Raw genomic sequence first — 17,951 nt, forward strand, 5'->3', positions numbered from 1 at the left:
GCAGCTGAATCGACCATACGACATGCGTTCCAGGGGCAATCAGTTCGGCTTCGCGCCGCACCGGCATTGCCTCCGGACCGCTTTCGACCCGATGATGTTCGGACCTGTCGGCATTGGGGTGCTCAATTGGGGGCTCAGTGATCGAGGTCGGCGGAAACGGTCGGATATGGCTCCTGACCGGCGTCCGGAGCGGCTACGCACTGCACCTCACGGACGACGACGAGCTGCTGCACCTCCACTGGGGGCCGCGGATCACGGTCGAGGACGCCGAGGCCCTCGCCGCAGAGAAGATCCCCGCCGCGCGCGGATTCGAATCACCGCTCGACGGGCGCGAGGAATACCCGGTGGAGGGGGGTCCGCGCTTCGCGCGCCCCGCCCTGTCCGTACGCGCCGACGGCGTGCGCGGCACCGAGTGGTCCTTCGGCAGAGGGGAGACCGACGCCGATGAACTGCGGCTCCGCTTCCACGACCGGCTGCACCATCTCGCCCTCACCCTTCACTACCGGGTGCGCGCCGGCTCGGACGTCGTCGAGCGCTGGGCCACCCTCACCCACGCCCGTACCCGTGCGGACGACGGCGTACCCCTGGAGCTGCTGCGCGCCGACTCCGCCGCCTGGTCGCTGCCCGCGCGCGACGCCTGGCGCCTGTCCCACCTGCACGGCCGCTGGGGCGCCGAGAGCCGCCTGGTCCGCGGCCCCCTCACCCCGGGCGAGCAGCTGATCGGCAGCCGTCGCGGCCACACCGGCCACGCCCACCTGCCCTGGATCGCCCTCGACGCGGGCGACGCGGGGGAGGAGAGCGGCGAGGTGTACGGATGCGCGCTCGGCTGGTCCGGGTCCTGGCGGATCGCGGTGCAGCTGCTGCTCGACGGAGCGGTGCAGGCTGTCGGCGGCGCCGGACACGACGACTCCGGCCTGCTGCGGCTCGCGCCCGGCGACTCCTGGACCACCCCCGTCTTCGCCGGGCTGTGGACCGACGGCGGCTTCGGCGCCGCCAGCCGCGCCTGGCACGCCTGGCAGCGGAGACACGTCATCCCGGCCGCCGACCGGCCGCGGCCGGTCCTCTACAACTCCTGGGAGACCACCGGATTCGACGTCGGCGAGGAACAACAGCGCGAACTCGCCCGCCGCGCGGCCGGGTTGGGCGTCGAGCTGTTCGTCGTGGACGACGGCTGGTTCGGGGCGCGCACCCACGACGCGGCCGGGCTCGGCGACTGGACCCCCAACCCCGACCGGTTCCCCGGCGGGTTGAAGCCGCTCGCCGACGAAGTGCACCGCCTCGGCATGGAGTTCGGCGTCTGGGTCGAACCGGAGATGGTCAACCCCGACAGCGACCTCTACCGCGCGCACCCCGACTGGGTGCAGCACCACGAAGGCCGCCGGCGCACCGAATTCCGCCATCAGCTCGTGCTCAACCTCGCCCGCGACGACGTGCGCGCGTATCTGTGGGAGCGGCTCGACGGCCTGCTGCGCGGCGCGCCCGTCGACTATCTGAAGTGGGACTTCAACCGCTCCTTCACGGACGCCGGCTGGCCCGGCGACCCGTACCCGCAGCGGCTGTGGGCCGAACACGTCGAGGGCCTGTACGGGCTCCTGGACCGGCTCCGCGCCGCCCACCCGCACGTGGCGCTCGAAGCCTGCTCGGGAGGCGGCGGGCGGGTCGACCTGGCGATGGCGGCCCGTACGGACCAGATGTGGACTTCCGACAACACCGACCCCGTCGACCGGCTCGCCATCCAGCATGGATTCAGTCAGTTCCACCCGGTCCGGATCATGGCCGCCTGGGTCACCGACAGCCCCAACGATCAGATGAACGGGCGCGTCAGCCCGCTCGGCTTCCGCTTCGTGAGCGCCATGGCGGGCGTGCTGGGCGTCGGCGGCGACGTGGCGCGGTGGAGCGCCGCGGAGCTGGACGAGGCCCGGAAGTGGATCGAACTGTACAAACGGATCCGCCCGCTGGTGCAGGGCGGCGACCTCTACCGGCTCCGGCCGCCCGGCGACGGTCTCGCCGCCGTCCAGTACGTACGCGGCGACGAGAGCGTCGTTCTCGCCTGGCTGCCCGCCCAGCGCTACGGAGAGCGGCCGCCGCCGCTGCGGCTGCGCGGGCTCGACCCGGCGGCCCGCTACGCGGATCCGGACCGCGGCGAGACGCACCGCGGAGCGGTCCTCATCCATCGCGGCCTGCGCACACGGCTGAGCGGTGACCTGGCCGCCGCCGTATTCCACCTTCGCCGCATTGATGGAGAATGATCGAGGTGGGATACATCACTGCACGTCAACCCCTGGTTACGGTGGCGTAGGTCACTGCTTGGGGTGAAAGATGGGGAGTCGTGGCAGAGGATTCGAAGACATTCAACAGTGACCCGATCGGGTCGTACGCGGCTGTCGGCGACAGCTTCACCGAGGGCGTCGGCGACCCCGGTCCCGACGACACCTTCGTCGGGTGGGCGGACCGGCTCGCCGTGCTCCTCTCCGACCGGCGCGCGGACTCGCAGGCCGAGGAGGGCGCCGAGGCCCCCGCGGGCTTCCGCTACGCGAACCTCGCGGTCCGCGGCCGGCTCCTCGACCAGATCGTGGCCGAGCAGGTGCCGCGCGCCATGGAGCTCGGGCCCGACCTGGTGACCTTCTGCGCAGGCGGCAACGACATCCTGCGCCCCGGCACCGACCCCGACGACGTCGCCGCGCGCTATGAGGCGGCCGTCGCCGACCTCACGTCCTCCGTCGGCACCGTGCTGCTGTGCACGGGCTTCGACACGCGCGGCATCCCCGTGCTGCGGCACCTGCGCGGCAAGATCGCGACGTACACCGCGCACGTACGGGCCATCGCCGACCGGCACGACTGCCCGGTGCTCGACCTGTGGTCGCTGCGCTCGGTGCAGGACCGCCGCGCCTGGAGCGACGACCGGCTGCACCTGTCCCCCGACGGGCACACCCGCGTCGCGCTGCGCGCCGCGCAGGTGCTCGGCCTGGACGTGCCCGCCGACCCCGACCAGGCATGGCCGTCGGAGGACCAGCGCTCGCCCGCCGAGGTGCGCCGTGACAACATCCACTGGGCGCGCGAGTACCTGGTGCCGTGGATCGGCCGCCGGCTGCGCGGGGAGTCCTCGGGCGACCACGTCGAGCCCAAGCGCCCCGACCTGCTGCCGCTCTGACCTGCGGATTTCGCCCGTCGCGCCGCTGAGCGCGCGGGCGTCGTCAGGGTCTGTCCGGCTTATCGGGCCGGACGGACCCGAGCGCCGCGACAGGCTCCGGGCGCGAGCGCGGATCCTTCGGCGCCCTCAGCACCCCGGGCGCGCGCCCGCCAGAACAGCCCACACGACGCGTCCCCGGCCGATCTCGCCGGGGCGTACGCCCCACGCGTCCGACACGGCGCCGACCAGCAGCAGGCCGCGCCCGCTCTCCTCGTCCGCGCCGCTGAGCCTGGCTCGCGGCTGATCCGGACCGTAACCCTGGTCGGCGATCTCGACGTGCAGGCGGTCGCCGGTGACGTGCAGCCGGCAGCTCACCTTGTCGCTGTCGGTGTGCCGCACGGCATTGGTGAAGAGCTCGGAGACCACCAATTCGGCGTCCTCGCACACCACTTGCGCCACGCCCCACTCGCCGAGCCGCGCGAGAACTCGTCTTCGCGCTTCGGCCACCGAGGTGTTCCGGGCCGGCAGGTGGAACGCGTCCTGCAGGTGCTGGACGGACGAACCGCCTCGGCGCCTTAACGAGACTGCGTCATAGGAGTAGGCCACGCGTCAACTATGTGCGATGTGAGTCACGTGTGGCAAGGTTCAATCTGTAAATTGCAGAATCGCAAGCACAGTCTGTTAGCTCAACCAGCTGCGTGACACACTGCTAGGCATATGACATCAGTTGGAGGGGATGGACAGTGGCGGACGCACGGCCGGTAGGCGCTCCGACCGTCCTTCGGGTAGTGCTGGGCAAGCGATTGCAGGACCTGCGCGAGAAGGCCGGGCTCAGCTACGAACAGGCGGGCAAGGCTCTCGACGTCACGCACGCGACCGTCCGCCGGATGGAGAAGGCCGAGGTCGGGCTCAAGATCCCGTACATCGAGAAGCTCCTCGGCATCTACGGCATAGTCGACTCCGACGAGATCGAGAACTTCGTCGCGCTGGCCCGCGAGGCCAACCAGCCCGGCTGGTGGCACCGGTTCCGCGACGTGCTCCCCGACTGGTTCAGCGCCTTCGTCAGCCTGGAGGGCGAGGCCAACCTCATCCGCGCGTACGAACCGCACTACGTACCCGGACTGCTGCAGACCGAGGGCTACGCCCGCGCGGTGCTGCGCGCCGGGATGCCGCACGCCGCCGAGGCCGACATCGACCGCGGCGTCGCCGTCCGCATGGAGCGCCAGTCGCTCCTCACCCGCGAGAACGCGCCCCTGCTCTGGGTCGTCATGGACGAGACCGTCCTGCGCCGGCGCATCGCCGGCCCCGAGGTCATGCGCGAGCAGATCGACCGGCTCATCGAGGCCACCGCCATGCCCAACGTACGGCTCCAGGTCATCCCGTTCGCGGCCGGACCGCACCCGGCGATGTACGGGCCGTTCCACATCTTCCGGTTCCCCATCCAGGAACTGCCGGACATCGCCTACGCCGAGAACCTCGTCGGGGCCGTCTATTTCGACCAGCGCGACGACGTCTCCACCCTGCTGGAGGCGCTCGACCGCATGTGCGCGCAGGCCGCGCCGGCACACACCACCGAGGCCTACCTGGGTGGCATTCGTAAGGAGATCTGAACCATGGGTCGCATATACAACGGCATGCCCGCCAAGGACCTCGGAAGCGAGGGCTGGCACAAGCCGTGGAGCGGCGGCAACGGCGGCAGCTGTGTCGAGGCCATGCGGCTGCGCGACGGCAGGGTGGCCCTGCGTCAGTCGACGGACCCCGACGGGCCCGCGCTGATCTACACCCACCACGAGATCCAGACATTCATCCAGGGCGCGAAGGCCGGCGAGGCCGACTTCCTGCTCGTGGTGCCGAGCATGAGCGGCGAGTGAGGGAGAGCACGTGAGCGAGCGCGGTTTCTCGGCCGAGGAGCTGGACACCAGCAGACCTCACCCGGCCCGGATGTACGACTACTACCTCGGCGGCTGGGACAACTACCAGGTGGACCGCGAGGCCGCCGAACAGGTCATCAAGATCATCCCGGATGCCCGGCCCAGCGCCCGCGCCAACCGGGCGTTCCTGCGCCGCGCCGTGCGGGAGGTCGTACGCGGCGGCATCCGGCAGATCATCGACATCGGCACCGGCATCCCCACCTCGCCCAACACCCACGAGGTGGCCCGCGAGGAGGCACCCGACGTCCGGGTCGCCTACGTGGACAACGACCCGATCGTCTCCGTCCACGCGGGCGCGAAGCTCACCAACGCGGGCAACGCGGGCTTCGTGCTCGCCGACGTCCGCGAGCCGGAGACGATCCTCGAACACCCCGTCATCCGGCGGCTCATCGACTTCGACGAACCGGTGGCCCTGCTGCTGGTCGCCGTCCTGCACTTCGTCACGGACGCGGAGGACCCGGCGGGCATCGTCGCCACCCTCGGCGAGGCGCTGCCCGACGGCAGCTATCTCGTCCTCACCCACGGGACCGGTGACTTCCACCCCCATGTGGAGGGCGACGCCGCCGACGCGTACAAGAACGCCACCGCCTCGCTGACCGTGCGCGACTTCGAGGGCATCATGCCGTTCTTCGACGGGTTCGACCTCCTCGACCCCGGCCTCGTCCAGGCGCCGCTGTGGCGGCCGGACGGCGCGCCGCCCACCGTCGAGGAGCTCTCCCGCGTCGCCTTCTACGGAGGTGTGGGCCGCAAGGGCTGACCAGCCGGCGCCGCCGCCGGCACGCGCTCCAGCACACCGCCCGCGAACACGTCGTACAGCGGCAGCGACTCCAGGTGCACATAGCCGATATGGCAGTCGCAGACGGCGAGCGGGCAGGGGCGCGGGCGCAGCGCCGCGCGGTACGAGCCGTCGTAGAGGTTGCCCAGCTCGGCACGGACGAAATGGCAGCGGCGCACCGTGCCGTCGCCGTCCACCGAGACGACCGACTCGCCCGTACGGCACGGCAGTCCGCGGCTCGTGTGCGGATGGCGGCTGTACGGGAAGAGCGGGTCGAGGGCCGTCCACAGCCCGGCCTCCGCGTCGGTGTAGGCGCGGCCCTCGGCGGCGTTGACCCACAGATAGACATGGCCGGGGAGGTCGGCGCGCAGCCTGCGGGCCTCCTCCAGATGCTCGGGGAGGCCGACCACCCCGACGCTGAAGCGCACGCCGAGCGCCGCCAACTCCCGCGTCCGGTCCAGGAACCGCCCGTACGGAGTCTGGCCCGGGTGGTACGTGCACCACAGCGCGACGGTGTCCGTGTCCGCGTCGGCGAGCCATGCGGTGCGGCAGCTGAGGTTGGTCTGGATCGCCACCCTGCGCACGTGCGGCAGGCGGCTCAACTCGACCAGCGCGCGCCGGTACCAGGACCGGACCAGGCCCTCGCCCCAGGGCGTGAAGAGCACCGACAACCGGTCTTCGCGCTGCTCGCCGGCCCAGCCGGTGAAGCGCTCCAGCGCGGCGCGGTCGGCCCTGAGCGCGGCCGTGCTGTCGCGGCGCTTGGCGAAGGGGCAGTACGGGCAGTCGTAGTCGCACGAGGCGAGCGGCCCCCGGTACAGGAGCGTCAAGTCCCGCCCGCCGACCGGCGGATGAAGGCTGGTCATGTGACGCCCGCTCACTTGAGGTCGTAGTCGGCCATCGCGGCGCGCACCGCGGGCGAGAACAGCTCGGGGCCCAGCGCGTCCGAGTGCGCCAGCCCCTCCGGCGAGAGCCGCAGCCGGTCCGGGGCGGCCGACTCGTCGAGCCAGCCGCGCGCGGCGAACCGCGCCAGCTCGGCGGGGAAGTCCGCGCCCGCGTCCGTCCCGAAGCGGGCGCGGTAGTCGGCGAGGGACGCGCCCTCGGCCTGGAGCAGCGACTGCAGGAGGTGGCGTCGGCGCGGCTCGTCGCCGGACATCCGGTGGCCGACCTCGGCGCGGCCGAACTCCTCGGCGGGCCGCGCGACATAGTCGTCGATGATCGAGCGGATCTGCCGCATGTCCACGGCGTAGTCGAAGGAGTAGTGGACGGACGAGGTGTAGGAGCGGGCCCCGCAGCCGAGACCGACCATGCCGTCGGTCTGGCAGGCGTAGTCGTCCTCCCGGCTCGGCCCGCTCTCGTTCCCCGGCGCGTCCGCGCGCCGGAACATCCGCATCGAGACCTGCTCGTACCCCTCGCCGAGCAGCTGGTCGCGGCCCTGCCGGTACAGCCGCAGCCGCTGCTCGTCCCACCGCGCGTCCGCCGCGGCCCCGGCGTCCCCCTGGCGGCCCAGACCGGTCAGCGGACGCACGTACAGCGGGTACAGATACAGCTCCTCGGGGCGCCAGGCGAGGGCGGCGTCCAGCGAGCGCCGCCAGCTGTCCGCGGTCTGCCCGTCGATGCCGTAGATCAGATCGATGTTCAGGACGGGGATGCCGGCCTCCCGGACGCGGCCGAGCGCCGCCTCCACGTCGGCGCGGCGCTGCGGGCGCACCGCCGCCCGCGCCTCGGAGTCCACGAAGCTCTGCACCCCGAGGCTCAGCCGGGTGGCGCCGCGCTCGGCGAGCACCGCGAGCCGGTCGGCGGTCGCGGTCGCCGGGGACGCCTCCACCGACAGCGGCGCCGCCCGCAGGTCCGCGCCCATGCGCAGCTCGGCTATGTCGCACAGCCGCGTCAGCTCGGCGGCGGTGAGGAAGGTGGGGGTGCCGCCGCCGAACGCCGCGGCGGCGAACCGCGCCCCGCCGTCCAGCGCCGCGCGCACCGCGCCCGCCTGCCGCTCCAGGGCGTCGAGATAGGCGGTGGTCAGGCCGCCCGGGGCGCCGATGCGCGTGAAGAGATTGCAGAAGCCGCAGCGCACCTCGCAGAACGGTATGTGCAGATAGAGGGAGAGGGCCCGCTGGTCCTCGCCCGCCCACAGCTCGCCGAGCGCGGGCCGGGGGCGCAGCGGCCGGTAGGCGGTCTTGTGCGGGTACGCGTAGACGTAGCTCTGGTACGGGCGTACGGGCGCGGCCGCGACGGCCGTGGCGGCCGCGGTCTCCATCGTGCTCATCGGGCCTCTTCGGGGATGGGGGGTTCGAGGAAGAAGTGGGCGTAGGGGACGGTCCAGACGGCCTCGTGGCCGAGCCGGTGGCCCGTGTATCCGCCGTCCCCGTACGCGGTGCCGTGGTCGGAGCAGACGATCGCGAAGCATCGCCGGCGGCTGCTCGCGGCGGCGAAGAGACGCCCGATGTGCCGGTCGACGTACTCCAGCGCGGCGGCGTGCGTCGCGCGCGAGTCGCCCGCCTCGTGGGTCGCGCCGGGCGTGTGGAACCAGTTCGGCTGGTGCAGCGCCGACACGTTCACGAAGAGGAACAGCCGCCGCGCGGCGGGGAGTCCGGCCACGACCCGCTCGGCGCACTCGACCTGCGCCTCGAACGAACGGGGGGAGGGGACCCCGAACTCCGGCTCCCAGTGGCTCTCCTGGAACAGCCCCGGCAGCACCCCGCCGAGCGCCCCCTGCTTGTTGAAGAAGCCGACGCCGCCCACGCACACCGTGCGGTACCCGGCCGCCGCCAGGCCGGACACCAGGTCCGGGGTGTCGAAGACGTACGTGGCCGGGGCCGTGGACTCGCTGCCCGCGAACCGGGCGGCGAACAGCCGCTCATGCGGTCCGGGCGCGGCCGGGGTCGGCAGGAACCCCGCGAACATCGCCTGGTGCGAGGCGTACGTGAAGTTCCCCGGGGCGTGCCGCTCCTCCCAGCGCCCGCCCGGCAGGTGGCGGGCGAGGTGCGGTATCCGCCCGTCGGCCGCCAGCTCGGCGGCCACGTCGTAGCGCAGCGTGTCGAGCGTCACGAACAGCAGGTCGTGGCTGCCCACGACCTCGTTCATGTCGGGGTTCACGGGCAGCGCCGGACCGGGCGCGCCGGTTTCAGGGGCGGGCGCCCGGTTCGGCGGGGAGGCTGACGGCGGCGTGGGCATGGTGCTCCTGGTGCGGATTGTGCTGGATGTGCTGAGTCGGCTCGGCGTGCGGGGCCGGGCCGGGGCGCTCGGCGCATGAGTCGAGGCCCGTGGCTGATGGCGCGTCAATTGATGGGCCGTCAACTGAGAGCCCGTCAACTATGGGGCTGTGGAGGCCCATCACCGCGGCGACCTGTGCGCCGTACGTGTCCAGGGACTCGGCGCCGCTCCCCGCGAGGCCGTTCAGCCCCGGCAGCAGATCGCCGAAGGCGTTGACCTCGCCCACCGCGAACCGCCGCCAGCCGCTGCCGGGCAGCAGATCCACGCCGACGCACAGCGTGCCGGGGAAGCAGGCCGCCGCCCGCTCGCAGACGCCGAGTACCTCGGGCCAGTCGGCGCCCGCCGCCTCGGCGGCGGCGCGGGCGGCGGCCAGATCGCCGCGCGCCCCGCCGAGATGGAGGTTGGTCATGGGGGACCGGCTGGTCCGCACCACCGCGTGGGTGGCGCGCCCGCCGACCACGACCACCCGCAGATCCGCCGCGCGCCCGCGCTGGGACGCCTTCGGCAGCCAGCGCTCGATGTGCAGGCCGTCCGGCGCCAGGGCGTCGACCACCGCGGCGACCTCGGCCTCGGTGCCGTAGCGGCGCACCCGCAGGGAGTTGTAGAGCCGGCCGTCGGGGGTGCGCTCCACCGAGGTGGTGGCGCGCACCCGGCCGGGGCCCGCCATCTCGACGGCCAGCACCCCGGACGCCGACGAACCGTGCGCCGGCTTCACGAAGGCGCGCCGCAGCCCGGCGGACGCGAGCCGGGCTCGTACGTCCGCCCAGCCCCGTACCGGCCCGGCGGCGCCGCCGGACGTCGGCGACATCGGCACCGGCACCCCCGCCGCGCTCAGCACCCCGTGGCACAGCCGCTTGTCGAAGAGGACGGCGATGTCCCGCGGAGAGCTGAGCAGCGTCGCCCCGGCCGTGTCCGCGACCGCCGCGACCCGGCGGACGGCGTCGGTGAACCGCGCGTACCACCGGGCGGTGCCTTCGAGCCGGGTCGGGTCCGAGACGCCGCGCAGCAGCCGCTCCACCTCGGCGTCCTCGCCGGGCGAGTCGATGCGCACCGTCTCGCCCGGCGCGAACCGCGCCCCCTCCCGCAGCACCTCGCGCCACGGCAGGACACGGGGCGCGGGCAGCCCCGCCGCCCGTACGGCCGCCGTGAAGAGCGCGACCCGCCGGTTGTCCGGATTGCCGACGACCGCGAAGCGGGGGAGGGGCCCGCTCATTCGGCGACGGCGGTGTAGCGCATGATCCTGCCGTCTTCCCACTCGTACTCGTCGGCGTCATCGTCCGAGAGGTCGAGCTCCACGCCGGACGGCTCCAGCGCGTCCCGCAGCCGCTGCCCCATCTCCTCCCCGATGTAGTTGTGGTGCAGGTCGAGCCACTTGAGGTGGGCGAGGGACTGGCCTTCGAGCAGCGCCAGCGCGCCCTCGTCCGTGAGCACCCCCATCGACAGGTCCAGCGACTCCAGCCGGGCGACGACGGGCGCGGCGGCGACGGCGGCGGCGATCGCGTCCTGCAGGTCGCTGTTCTGGAGCCCGAGGTGACGCAGGTTCGGCAGGCGGTCGCCGGCGAGGAGGGGCGCGAGGTCCTCGACCCGGTAGTCGCCGCCGTACTCGTCGACGCCCAGCCACATCTCCAGGTATTCCAGCGCCGGCAGATCGCTGGCGCCGACGCCGCGGACCACGTCGGCGGGGAGCCCGCCCGTCTCGAAGCTGAGCGTCCGCAGGTGCTCGTGGCGCACGGCCGGGAAGCGCAGGCCGGAGCTGCCCCGCACCCCGAACTCGCGCAGCGCGGGGTAGGCCGTGAGCACCGGCGTCACATCGGACTGCTCGATCCAGGAGATCTCCGCCTCCTCCATCTCCAGATCGCCGATGAAGACGGCCTCCAGGGCGGTCAGCCGGTCGCGCGCGGCCACCAGGCGGTCGACGACGGGGCCGGAGTCGTTGTCGTACGGCTCGCCCCACGGGCCGATGATCAGCGCCCGTACGGCCGAGGTGTCCACCGTCGCCAGAAACCGATCGAAGAGGGCCTCGAAGGGCTCCGCGTCGTCGTCCCATATCAGGGAGGCGATCCGCCACGCCACACTCGCGGCGGCGGGCAGCTCGCCCTGGTGGTCCGGCCCGGGGAAGTCGAAGGCGGGCAGACCGTGCAGCTCTTGGAGGTGTTCGACTTCGGACATGGCAGAGCTCTCCTGACGCGTACGGACGGTGCGCAACCGAGGGAACGGCGTGCGAAGAGAGTTGTACCAAGAGCCACTGACAACGGCCCCGTCAGTCCCCGTCAGCCCTGGTCGGTTGCCGTCAGCTCCCGTCGGTTCCCGTCAGTCCCCGTCGGTCCTCGTCAGTTCCCGGCGGGGCCGGTCGTGTCCGCCGGGAGCGCCGGGTTCGCGCCCGGGACGTCGCAGCTGTCCTTGAAACCCTGGCTGGTGATGCCGAACGCCGAATTCACCCGGGCCCGCAGGTTCTCCACCCCGATGACCGCGGTCAGTTCCACGAGCCGGGGCTCGTCGAGATGGCGGCGGAGCCGGTCGAACAGCGCGTCGTCGACGGTCGGCGGCGTGGACGTCATCGCCTCGGCGTACTCCATGACGTCCCGCTCCTGCGGGGTGTAGACCGCGCTGTCGCGCCAGACGGGGACATCGCGCAGCTTCCTGGGGTCCATTCCGTGCCGGAAGTTCTCCCAGTACGCGAAGTCCATGCACCACGAGCAGCCGACGTGGGCCGCCGCGGCCATCACGGCCAGCGTCTTGAGCCCCGCGTCCGTCGCGTTCCACTTGGCGACGGACTGCTCCAGGCGGCTGGTGGTGAGCAGCACCCGGGTGTTGTGCGACGCCGCCGTCACCGGGTCGATTTCCGCGCCGAACCGGCGCTTGCAGACCCATGCCACGGCTCGGTAGCTGAGCGTACGGCGCGGGTTGAGGGAGATACGGGCCATGATCCTGCCTCCGGTGAGTGGTACGGGCTGTCGTCCTCGCCCGTACGACGGACCGGCCGCCGCCCGATGTGACATCCTCGATGCGGCGGCGGGGCACAGGAGGAGCGCGGGCCCCGCCCGGGGATGCGCTCCGCCGCTACCGTGCGGCTTTCGGCAGCGGCGCGCCGTTCATCCGCGCGGCCGGCAGCAGCGCGGACCTCCGCTGCGACGACTCCTTGTCCGGGGGCTCCCAGCGCGCACGGCCGGGGTTCTCCGCCCCGGACGTCGTCCCGGACGCCTTCCCGGCCCCCGCGGCGGCGTCCGCGGGCGGCTCGGCCGGCCCGTCGGCGCGTACGGACGGCCCGCCGGATTCCTGGCGGGGCGGCGGCGCCACCGCCTGGAAGGCCACCAGCAGCCCCGAGCCCGCGGCGCCCCGCACCTGGAGGTCGTGGATCTCGACCCCGGCGGCGGCGCGCGTCAGATCGCGCAGGAGCGCGGAGACGACGCCGCGCTCGTCCACGCGCGCCCGCGCGCGCGTCGGCGAAGGAGCGGCGTCCTCGAAATCGGCGCAGGTCACTGTGGACTGCTTGCCGGTGATGTCGATGGAGAGGTGGTACTGCCGTTCCGGGCTGTGCTCCTCCATGAACCGGCAGGCACCGCCGACGGCACGGGCCAGAGCGGTGGCGAGCCCGCGGTCGGCGCCGAGGGCGGACAGGGCGCCGCGCAGCAGCTCAGCGGCGATGTCCGCGCTGCCGTCGGCCCGGCGTACGGAGACGGCCCAGCACATGGGCCGGGCGAGGAGGCGGGGGTGCGCGAGGAATGCCGACGCTGTCGGCTGCTGGTCCAATGACTTCACCTCGGCCGTGGGCGGCGGCGTCCGCAGACAGGTCAATGGCGCGCGATGCCGGGGGCCGGGGCATGCCAACCCTAGAACCGCCGGGCTCCGGCCGACAGGCGACTGTCGGACAGGTACGGGCGCGACAGGGCGGGCCATTGGACCGCGGGTCGCCCTACGGGCCGGGCCCCGCAACCCCGTGCCGTCCCCCCTCCGGCGCCCCGCGCGCCGCTCACTCCCCGACGTCCCGCCGGTTCGACAGCGCCGCCTGCGCCAAGGGGGTGAGCGCACGGACCGTCACCGGCCCCTCCTCGGCCGCCCGGTCCAGGACGAGCCAGCCCTTGTCCGCCAAGGAGCGCAACTGGCCGCGCGCCTCGTCCCCCAGCTCCTCGGCCAGCTCGTCCTCCGACGGGCTGTCGCCCGCCGCCAGCCGCTCGCCCACCCGCAGGAGAAGCGCCTCCTCCTCCCCGGTGATGTTGAAGTCCATGGGGCGACCGTAAGCGCCCGCCGCGCGCCGCGCGTGCCGGGGAGCGTCGAGGACCATGGAGGCATGACAGCCGACGGCGAGCTCTTCCCCCGACCGGTCACGGAGCCGGCCCCCGGCGCGGCCCACCTGCCGGGCTGGCTGGATCTCGACCAGCAGACGCGGCTGCTGCACGCGTGCCGCGAGTGGGCCAGGCCGCCCGCCGGGCTGCGGACGGTGACGATGCCGAACGGCGGCGAGATGTCGGTGCGCACCGTCGGGCTCGGCTGGCACTGGTTCCCCTACGGCTACGCCCGTACCGTCGTCGACGGCGACGGAGCGCCCGTCAAACCCTTCCCCGCCTGGCTGCGGGAGCTGGCGCAGCGCGCGGCGAAGGACGCCCTCGGGGCCGGCCCCGAGCCGTACGACATCGCGCTGATCAACTTCTACGGGCCCGGCGCCCGGATGGGCATGCACCGCGACAGCGACGAGAAGTCGGACGCGGCCGTCGTCTCGCTGAGCCTCGGCGACGCGTGCGTCTTCCGGTTCGGCAATACGGGCGACAAGGGGCGGCCCTGGACGGACGTGGAGCTGCGCAGCGGCGACCTCTTCGTGTTCGGCGGCCCGTCTCGGCTGGCCTACCACGGTGTGCCGCGCACCTTCCCCGCGACCGCCCCGCCCGCGCTCGGACTGACCGGACGGCTCAATATCACGTTGCGCGTCAGCGGCATGTGACCGACGCGCGAGCGCGATGTTCGCTCTCGGCTTGAACGTATCCGTCGAAGGAGCGGCCCGCGCGGAACAACCGCGCGGGTTCCGTCGGTTGAAGGTGCCGAGGCCGTCCGGGCCCGTACCACGGGGGGCGGACCCGGACGGCGGGGCGGGAGCCGCGGGACCGCCTGCCGGTCCGGAGCGGCGGCCGACCTGACGAAGATCACCTCGTGCGGGCGCGCACCGTACAGATAATGGGGTGACCTGCCCCCTCACTCTGGAGGCGCCGTGACCGGCTCCCGCCCGAAAACCTCCCCGCTCGACGCGCTGCGACCCGCCGCATTCGGGGCCGACCCGTCCGGAGAGCGGATGGCGCGCATCCGGCGGTCGCCGAACTTCGCGGACGGGGTGTTCACCAACCCGGTCGCGGCCTCGATCGCCCCCTCCGGCTCGATGCTCAAGTTCCTGCCCACGTACTTCAAGAAGGAGGAGCGCGCGAGCCGGGCCCCGGCCGGGAACGTGCCGGTCCACCCGACGACCCTCGCCGACCTGGCCGAACCGCCCGCCTCCGGGCTGCGGCTGACCTGGATGGGCCATTCCAGCGTGCTGGCGGAGATCGACAGGCGGCGGGTGCTCTTCGACCCGGTGTGGGGGCAGCGCTGCTCGCCGTTCGCCTTCGTGGGCCCCCGCCGGCTGCACCCGGCGCCGGTGCCGCTGCGCGAGCTGGGCCGGGTGGACGCGGTCGTCATCTCCCACGACCACTACGACCACCTGGACATGCCCTCCGTACGGGCGCTGGCCCGCACCGGCACGCACTTCGTCGTGCCCCTGGGCATCGGCGCCCACCTGGAGCACTGGGGCGTACCGGCCGAGCGCACCACCGAGCTGGACTGGCGGGAATCGGCCAAGATCGCGGGCCTCACCCTCACCGCGACCCCCGCCCGGCACTTCTGCGGCCGCGGGCTGCGCAACACCCAGCACACCCTGTGGGCCTCCTGGGTGGTGGCCGGGCCCGAGCACCGGATCTTCCACAGCGGCGATACCGGGTACTTCCCCGGCTTCGCCGAGATCGGCGCGCAGTACGGCCCGTTCGACGCGACGATGATTCAGATCGGCGCCTACAGCGACATGTGGCCGGACATCCACATGACGCCCGAGGAGGGCATGCGCGCCCACCGCGACCTCCAGGGGGCCTCGTCCGGGGCGCCCGGCGAGGCGCTGGAGATCGGCGGCGCGCCGGGCGGCGTCATGCTGCCGATCCACTGGGGCACCTTCAACCTCGCCCCGCACCCGTGGCACGAGCCCGCCGAGGGCACCGTCGCCGCCGCCGAGCGGGCCGGCGCGACGGTCGCCACCCCGCGCCCCGGCCAGCCCTTCGAGCCCGCCTCGCCGCTGCCGGTCGATCCGTGGTGGCGGGCGGTGGCGGTGGCTCCGGCGGGCGGCTGGCCGCTGCTCGCGGGCGTGGACCGGGCGGGGCGGCCGGACCTGTCGGGGCCGGCCGAGGAGGCCGTGCTCCAGGCGTAGCGACGCGGCGGGCGGGGGCGTGCCCGCGCCGGCGCGCGTCCCGTGCGCACGCCCGTGCGCGGGCCCCTTACGCGCCGTCGGGCGTACGTCCGTACGCGCCCCCGCAGGCCCCCGACCCGTGCCGGGCCGGCTCAGCCGGGGCGCTTCACGGCCTCTCCCGCCTTGTCCCAGTTCTGGTGCAGGCGGTCCAGGTAGGACTGGGCCGCCGGGCCCGGCTTCGCGCCGTGGGCGAACGCGGACATGTTGCCCGCCCCGGCGTTGTAGCCCAGCGCCAGCAGTTCGTCCTTGGTGTGCCCGCCGGAGCGCTGGGCGGGCAGCTGCGCCGCGAGGTCGTGCAGGTGCCAGGCCGCCGCCTCAATGGCGAGGCGGGGGTTGCCGGGCAGGTCGTCCCAGTTCCGGTTCGCGAAGTCGCGGCCCCGCTTGGCCTCGTCGAAGGCGGCCTTGTGCATGTTCGCGATGCCGAACGCCGAGTCCTTCTTGATGCGCTGCCAGGCCCGTTCCAGCTCCGGGTCGTGCGGTTTGTACGACTCGACGTACAGGATGGCCATCAGGAGTCGCGGGTTGACGCCCGCCTTCTTGGCGTAGGCGACGACCTGCGGCCCGTACCGCGTGGGGTCCTGGTCGTCCTTCGGCTGCGCGGTGCCGCCGGTCGCGTCGGGCGTCGGCGACCCGGTCGCCTTGGGCGCGGAGGACTGTGACCCGGACGAACCGTCGGAGTCGGAGCCGTGGCCGCAGCGCGCGACCGCTACGACGGCCAGGACGACGACTACGACGACCGGCCACTTCCGGCGCCTGTGAGGGGTGCTCATGGCCTGCCTCCCTTCATGAGGTCATGAGGACGTGTACGAGTAGGCATGATCCCTGGTCCGTCGGCGCGATGGCAGCCCGGCGGGTGGGCCGAGGTGCATCCGGTCCTCCGCAGCGCCGTGGACGGGGCCGGGAAGCACGGGAATCAGTGGGGCGGGTGACCGGTTCGACCGGAGTGAACCGCGTTGCTTCAAGCCTGTTCACTTGATCACCGAAGGTGGAATCCGTGATACCCAGCAGTGCCGAAAGCACCGAAAGCACCGAAAGCACCGAAAGTACCGGGAACGCCGGGAACGCCGGGAACGCTGAAAATGCCGGAAGGGCGGCCGAGCGGGCCGCGAAGGTGCTCGTCCGGCCTTTCTCCCTGGGGAGTCTCGCCCTCCGCAACAGGCTCGCGATGGCGCCGATGACCCGCCGGTTCTCGCCCGGTGGCGTGCCGGGCGCGGATGTGGCCGCGTACTACGCGCGCCGGGCGGCCGGCGGGGTGGGGCTCATCATCACCGAGGGCACGTACGTCGGCCATGACGCGGCGGGGACCAGCGACCGCGTGCCCCGGTTCCATGGCGAGGACGCGCTGGCCGGCTGGGCGGCGGTGGCGGACGCGGTGCACCGGGCGGGCGCGGCGATCGTGCCGCAGCTGTGGCACGTGGGCATGGCGCGCACGGCCGGCGCGCCCCCGGTGCCCGAGGCCCCGCGGATCGGCCCCTCGGGGGTTCCCCTGGACGAGTCGGCGCCGGGCCGGACGATGACGTCGGCGGACATCGACGACGTGGTCGCGGCCTTCGCCGCCGGAGCGGCGGCGGCCGAGGCCCGCGGCTTCGACGGCATCGAACTGCACGGCGCGCACGGCTACCTCATCGACCAGTTCCTCTGGGACCGTACGAACCGGCGCGGCGACGCCTACGGCGGCGACCACGCCTCCCGGAGCCGCTTCGCCGCCGAGATCGCGGCCGCCTGCCGCGCGGCCGTCTCGCCGGAATTCCCCATCGTCTTCCGCATGTCGCAGTGGAAGCTGGGCGCCTACGAGGCCCGGATCGCCGAGACGCCGCAGGAGCTGGAGGCCGTTCTCGCCCCTCTCGCCGAGGCGGGCGTCGACGCCTTCCACTGCTCCACGCGCCGCTACTGGCTGCCGGAGTTCGAGGGCTCGGACCTCAACCTCGCGGGCTGGGCCAGGAAGCTCTCCGGAAAGGCCGCCATCGGCGTCGGGTCGGTCGGCCTGGGCACCGAGTTCGGGTCCGCGCACCGGGGCGGGCTGAGCGACGTCGCGGACATCGGCCGGCTCCTGGACCGGATGGAGCGCGACGAGTTCGACATCGTGGCGGTCGGCCGCGCCCTGCTGGGCGACCCGGACTGGGCCGCGAAGATCCTGAGCGGCCGCACCGGCGAGCTCACCCCCTACGACCCGAAGTCGCTGGGCACCCTGTACTGACCGAAAGCGCAGGTCAGGGTCGATGCGGCGACCGTCTCCCACGGTGGGGGCGGCTGTCGCCGCCGTGGGGCAAGCGGTCATGTCCCGGGACCAGCGGGACAGTTGCGGGGCGGTCGGGACATGTCGGGGTCTCGCGGGCGGCCGTGGCCGGGAGTTCACGTCCTACCTCTTGTGGCCGGTGTGACGTGCCCGCTATCAATGGTTAGGAAAGCTTCCTAACAGCCACACGGGAA

Annotated in this window: 18 protein-coding genes; 8 read left to right on the forward strand and 10 right to left on the reverse strand. The window is 73.2% G+C overall.

Translation table 11 applies throughout. The features are described from left to right. Nucleotides 1-137 precede the first annotated feature (137 nt). Both AB0I49_RS19065 and AB0I49_RS19070 read left to right on the forward strand, forming a co-directional pair. Nucleotides 138-2,249: an alpha-galactosidase gene (locus AB0I49_RS19065; RefSeq protein WP_363228148.1), complete on the forward strand. Its 2,112-nt coding sequence runs from the start codon at nucleotides 138-140 to the stop codon at nucleotides 2,247-2,249. Nucleotides 2,250-2,329: 80 nt separating this feature from the next. Continuing rightward, nucleotides 2,330-3,151 carry an SGNH/GDSL hydrolase family protein gene (locus AB0I49_RS19070; RefSeq protein WP_363228149.1) on the forward strand — a complete coding sequence of 274 codons (822 nt, stop codon included), beginning with the start codon at nucleotides 2,330-2,332 and terminating at the stop codon, nucleotides 3,149-3,151. 126 nt (nucleotides 3,152-3,277) lie between these two features. Here AB0I49_RS19070 and AB0I49_RS19075 read toward each other — a convergent pair whose 3' ends face one another. After that, on the reverse strand, nucleotides 3,278-3,736 hold the full coding sequence (locus AB0I49_RS19075) for an ATP-binding protein (protein WP_363228150.1): 459 nt from the start codon (nucleotides 3,734-3,736) through the stop codon (nucleotides 3,278-3,280). 137 nt (nucleotides 3,737-3,873) lie between these two features. Here AB0I49_RS19075 and AB0I49_RS19080 point away from each other — a divergent pair, with 137 nt between their 5' ends. From AB0I49_RS19080 to AB0I49_RS19090, 3 genes are read left to right on the forward strand one after another with little or no spacing between them, the layout of a single operon-like run. Then, a complete protein-coding gene (locus AB0I49_RS19080) occupies nucleotides 3,874-4,740 on the forward strand; it encodes a helix-turn-helix transcriptional regulator (protein ID WP_363134193.1) in 867 nt (288 codons plus the stop codon). 3 nt (nucleotides 4,741-4,743) lie between these two features. Continuing rightward, nucleotides 4,744-5,001 (forward strand): DUF397 domain-containing protein, encoded by a 258-nt coding sequence (locus AB0I49_RS19085; protein WP_363228151.1) that lies wholly within the window; start codon nucleotides 4,744-4,746, stop codon nucleotides 4,999-5,001. 10 nt (nucleotides 5,002-5,011) lie between these two features. After that, nucleotides 5,012-5,818: an SAM-dependent methyltransferase gene (locus AB0I49_RS19090; protein WP_363228152.1), complete on the forward strand. Its 807-nt coding sequence runs from the start codon at nucleotides 5,012-5,014 to the stop codon at nucleotides 5,816-5,818. Here AB0I49_RS19090 and AB0I49_RS19095 read toward each other — a convergent pair. The 8 genes from AB0I49_RS19095 to AB0I49_RS19130 all read right to left on the reverse strand — a co-directional run bounded on the left by AB0I49_RS19095 (nucleotide 5,791) and on the right by AB0I49_RS19130 (nucleotide 13,271). Continuing rightward, nucleotides 5,791-6,699, reverse strand: a complete 909-nt coding sequence (locus AB0I49_RS19095) for an STM4011 family radical SAM protein (protein ID WP_363228153.1) — start codon at nucleotides 6,697-6,699, stop codon at nucleotides 5,791-5,793. The two genes, AB0I49_RS19090 and AB0I49_RS19095, sit on opposite strands and share 28 nt — an antisense overlap. Before the next feature lie 11 nt (nucleotides 6,700-6,710). After that, the gene (locus AB0I49_RS19100) at nucleotides 6,711-8,099 is read right to left on the reverse strand and encodes an STM4012 family radical SAM protein (protein WP_363228154.1); all 1,389 of its coding nucleotides are present in this window, start codon (nucleotides 8,097-8,099) and stop codon (nucleotides 6,711-6,713) included. Beyond that, complete coding sequence (locus tag AB0I49_RS19105) at nucleotides 8,096-8,917, reverse strand: STM4013/SEN3800 family hydrolase (protein WP_363228155.1); 822 nt, start codon at nucleotides 8,915-8,917, stop codon at nucleotides 8,096-8,098. Before AB0I49_RS19105 ends, AB0I49_RS19100 begins: the two co-directional genes overlap by 4 nt. A 40-nt stretch (nucleotides 8,918-8,957) precedes the next feature. Beyond that, nucleotides 8,958-10,259 carry an STM4014 family protein gene (locus AB0I49_RS19110; protein WP_363228156.1) on the reverse strand — a complete coding sequence of 434 codons (1,302 nt, stop codon included), beginning with the start codon at nucleotides 10,257-10,259 and terminating at the stop codon, nucleotides 8,958-8,960. Further along, nucleotides 10,256-11,215 (reverse strand): STM4015 family protein, encoded by a 960-nt coding sequence (locus AB0I49_RS19115; RefSeq protein WP_363228157.1) that lies wholly within the window; start codon nucleotides 11,213-11,215, stop codon nucleotides 10,256-10,258. The genes AB0I49_RS19110 and AB0I49_RS19115 overlap by 4 nt, the downstream gene beginning before the upstream one ends. A 161-nt stretch (nucleotides 11,216-11,376) precedes the next feature. Next, nucleotides 11,377-11,970 (reverse strand): carboxymuconolactone decarboxylase family protein, encoded by a 594-nt coding sequence (locus AB0I49_RS19120; RefSeq protein ID WP_363228158.1) that lies wholly within the window; start codon nucleotides 11,968-11,970, stop codon nucleotides 11,377-11,379. A gap of 136 nt (nucleotides 11,971-12,106) precedes the next feature. Then, on the reverse strand, nucleotides 12,107-12,796 hold the full coding sequence (locus AB0I49_RS19125; protein ID WP_363228159.1) for a hypothetical protein: 690 nt from the start codon (nucleotides 12,794-12,796) through the stop codon (nucleotides 12,107-12,109). Between the two features lie 220 nt (nucleotides 12,797-13,016). Then, nucleotides 13,017-13,271 carry a hypothetical protein gene (locus tag AB0I49_RS19130; RefSeq protein ID WP_363228160.1) on the reverse strand — a complete coding sequence of 85 codons (255 nt, stop codon included), beginning with the start codon at nucleotides 13,269-13,271 and terminating at the stop codon, nucleotides 13,017-13,019. Nucleotides 13,272-13,334: 63 nt separating this feature from the next. On the opposite strand from AB0I49_RS19130, the gene AB0I49_RS19135 reads away from it, so the two are divergent. Together AB0I49_RS19135 and AB0I49_RS19140 are read left to right on the forward strand one after the other, a co-directional pair. Next, a complete protein-coding gene (locus tag AB0I49_RS19135; protein ID WP_363228161.1) occupies nucleotides 13,335-13,982 on the forward strand; it encodes an alpha-ketoglutarate-dependent dioxygenase AlkB in 648 nt (215 codons plus the stop codon). Nucleotides 13,983-14,246: 264 nt separating this feature from the next. Then, nucleotides 14,247-15,482: an MBL fold metallo-hydrolase gene (locus tag AB0I49_RS19140; RefSeq protein ID WP_363228162.1), complete on the forward strand. Its 1,236-nt coding sequence runs from the start codon at nucleotides 14,247-14,249 to the stop codon at nucleotides 15,480-15,482. Nucleotides 15,483-15,613: 131 nt separating this feature from the next. Here the strand turns inward: AB0I49_RS19140 and AB0I49_RS19145 are convergent, their stop codons facing one another. Then, nucleotides 15,614-16,291: a transglycosylase SLT domain-containing protein gene (locus tag AB0I49_RS19145; protein ID WP_363228163.1), complete on the reverse strand. Its 678-nt coding sequence runs from the start codon at nucleotides 16,289-16,291 to the stop codon at nucleotides 15,614-15,616. 341 nt (nucleotides 16,292-16,632) lie between these two features. On the opposite strand from AB0I49_RS19145, the gene AB0I49_RS19150 reads away from it, so the two are divergent. Then, the gene (locus AB0I49_RS19150; RefSeq protein ID WP_363228164.1) at nucleotides 16,633-17,718 is read left to right on the forward strand and encodes an NADH:flavin oxidoreductase; all 1,086 of its coding nucleotides are present in this window, start codon (nucleotides 16,633-16,635) and stop codon (nucleotides 17,716-17,718) included. The last annotated feature ends 233 nt before the right edge of the window (nucleotides 17,719-17,951 follow it).

This window comes from Streptomyces sp. NPDC050617 (assembly GCF_040654795.1).
Classification (GTDB): Bacteria; Actinomycetota; Actinomycetes; order Streptomycetales; family Streptomycetaceae; genus Streptomyces.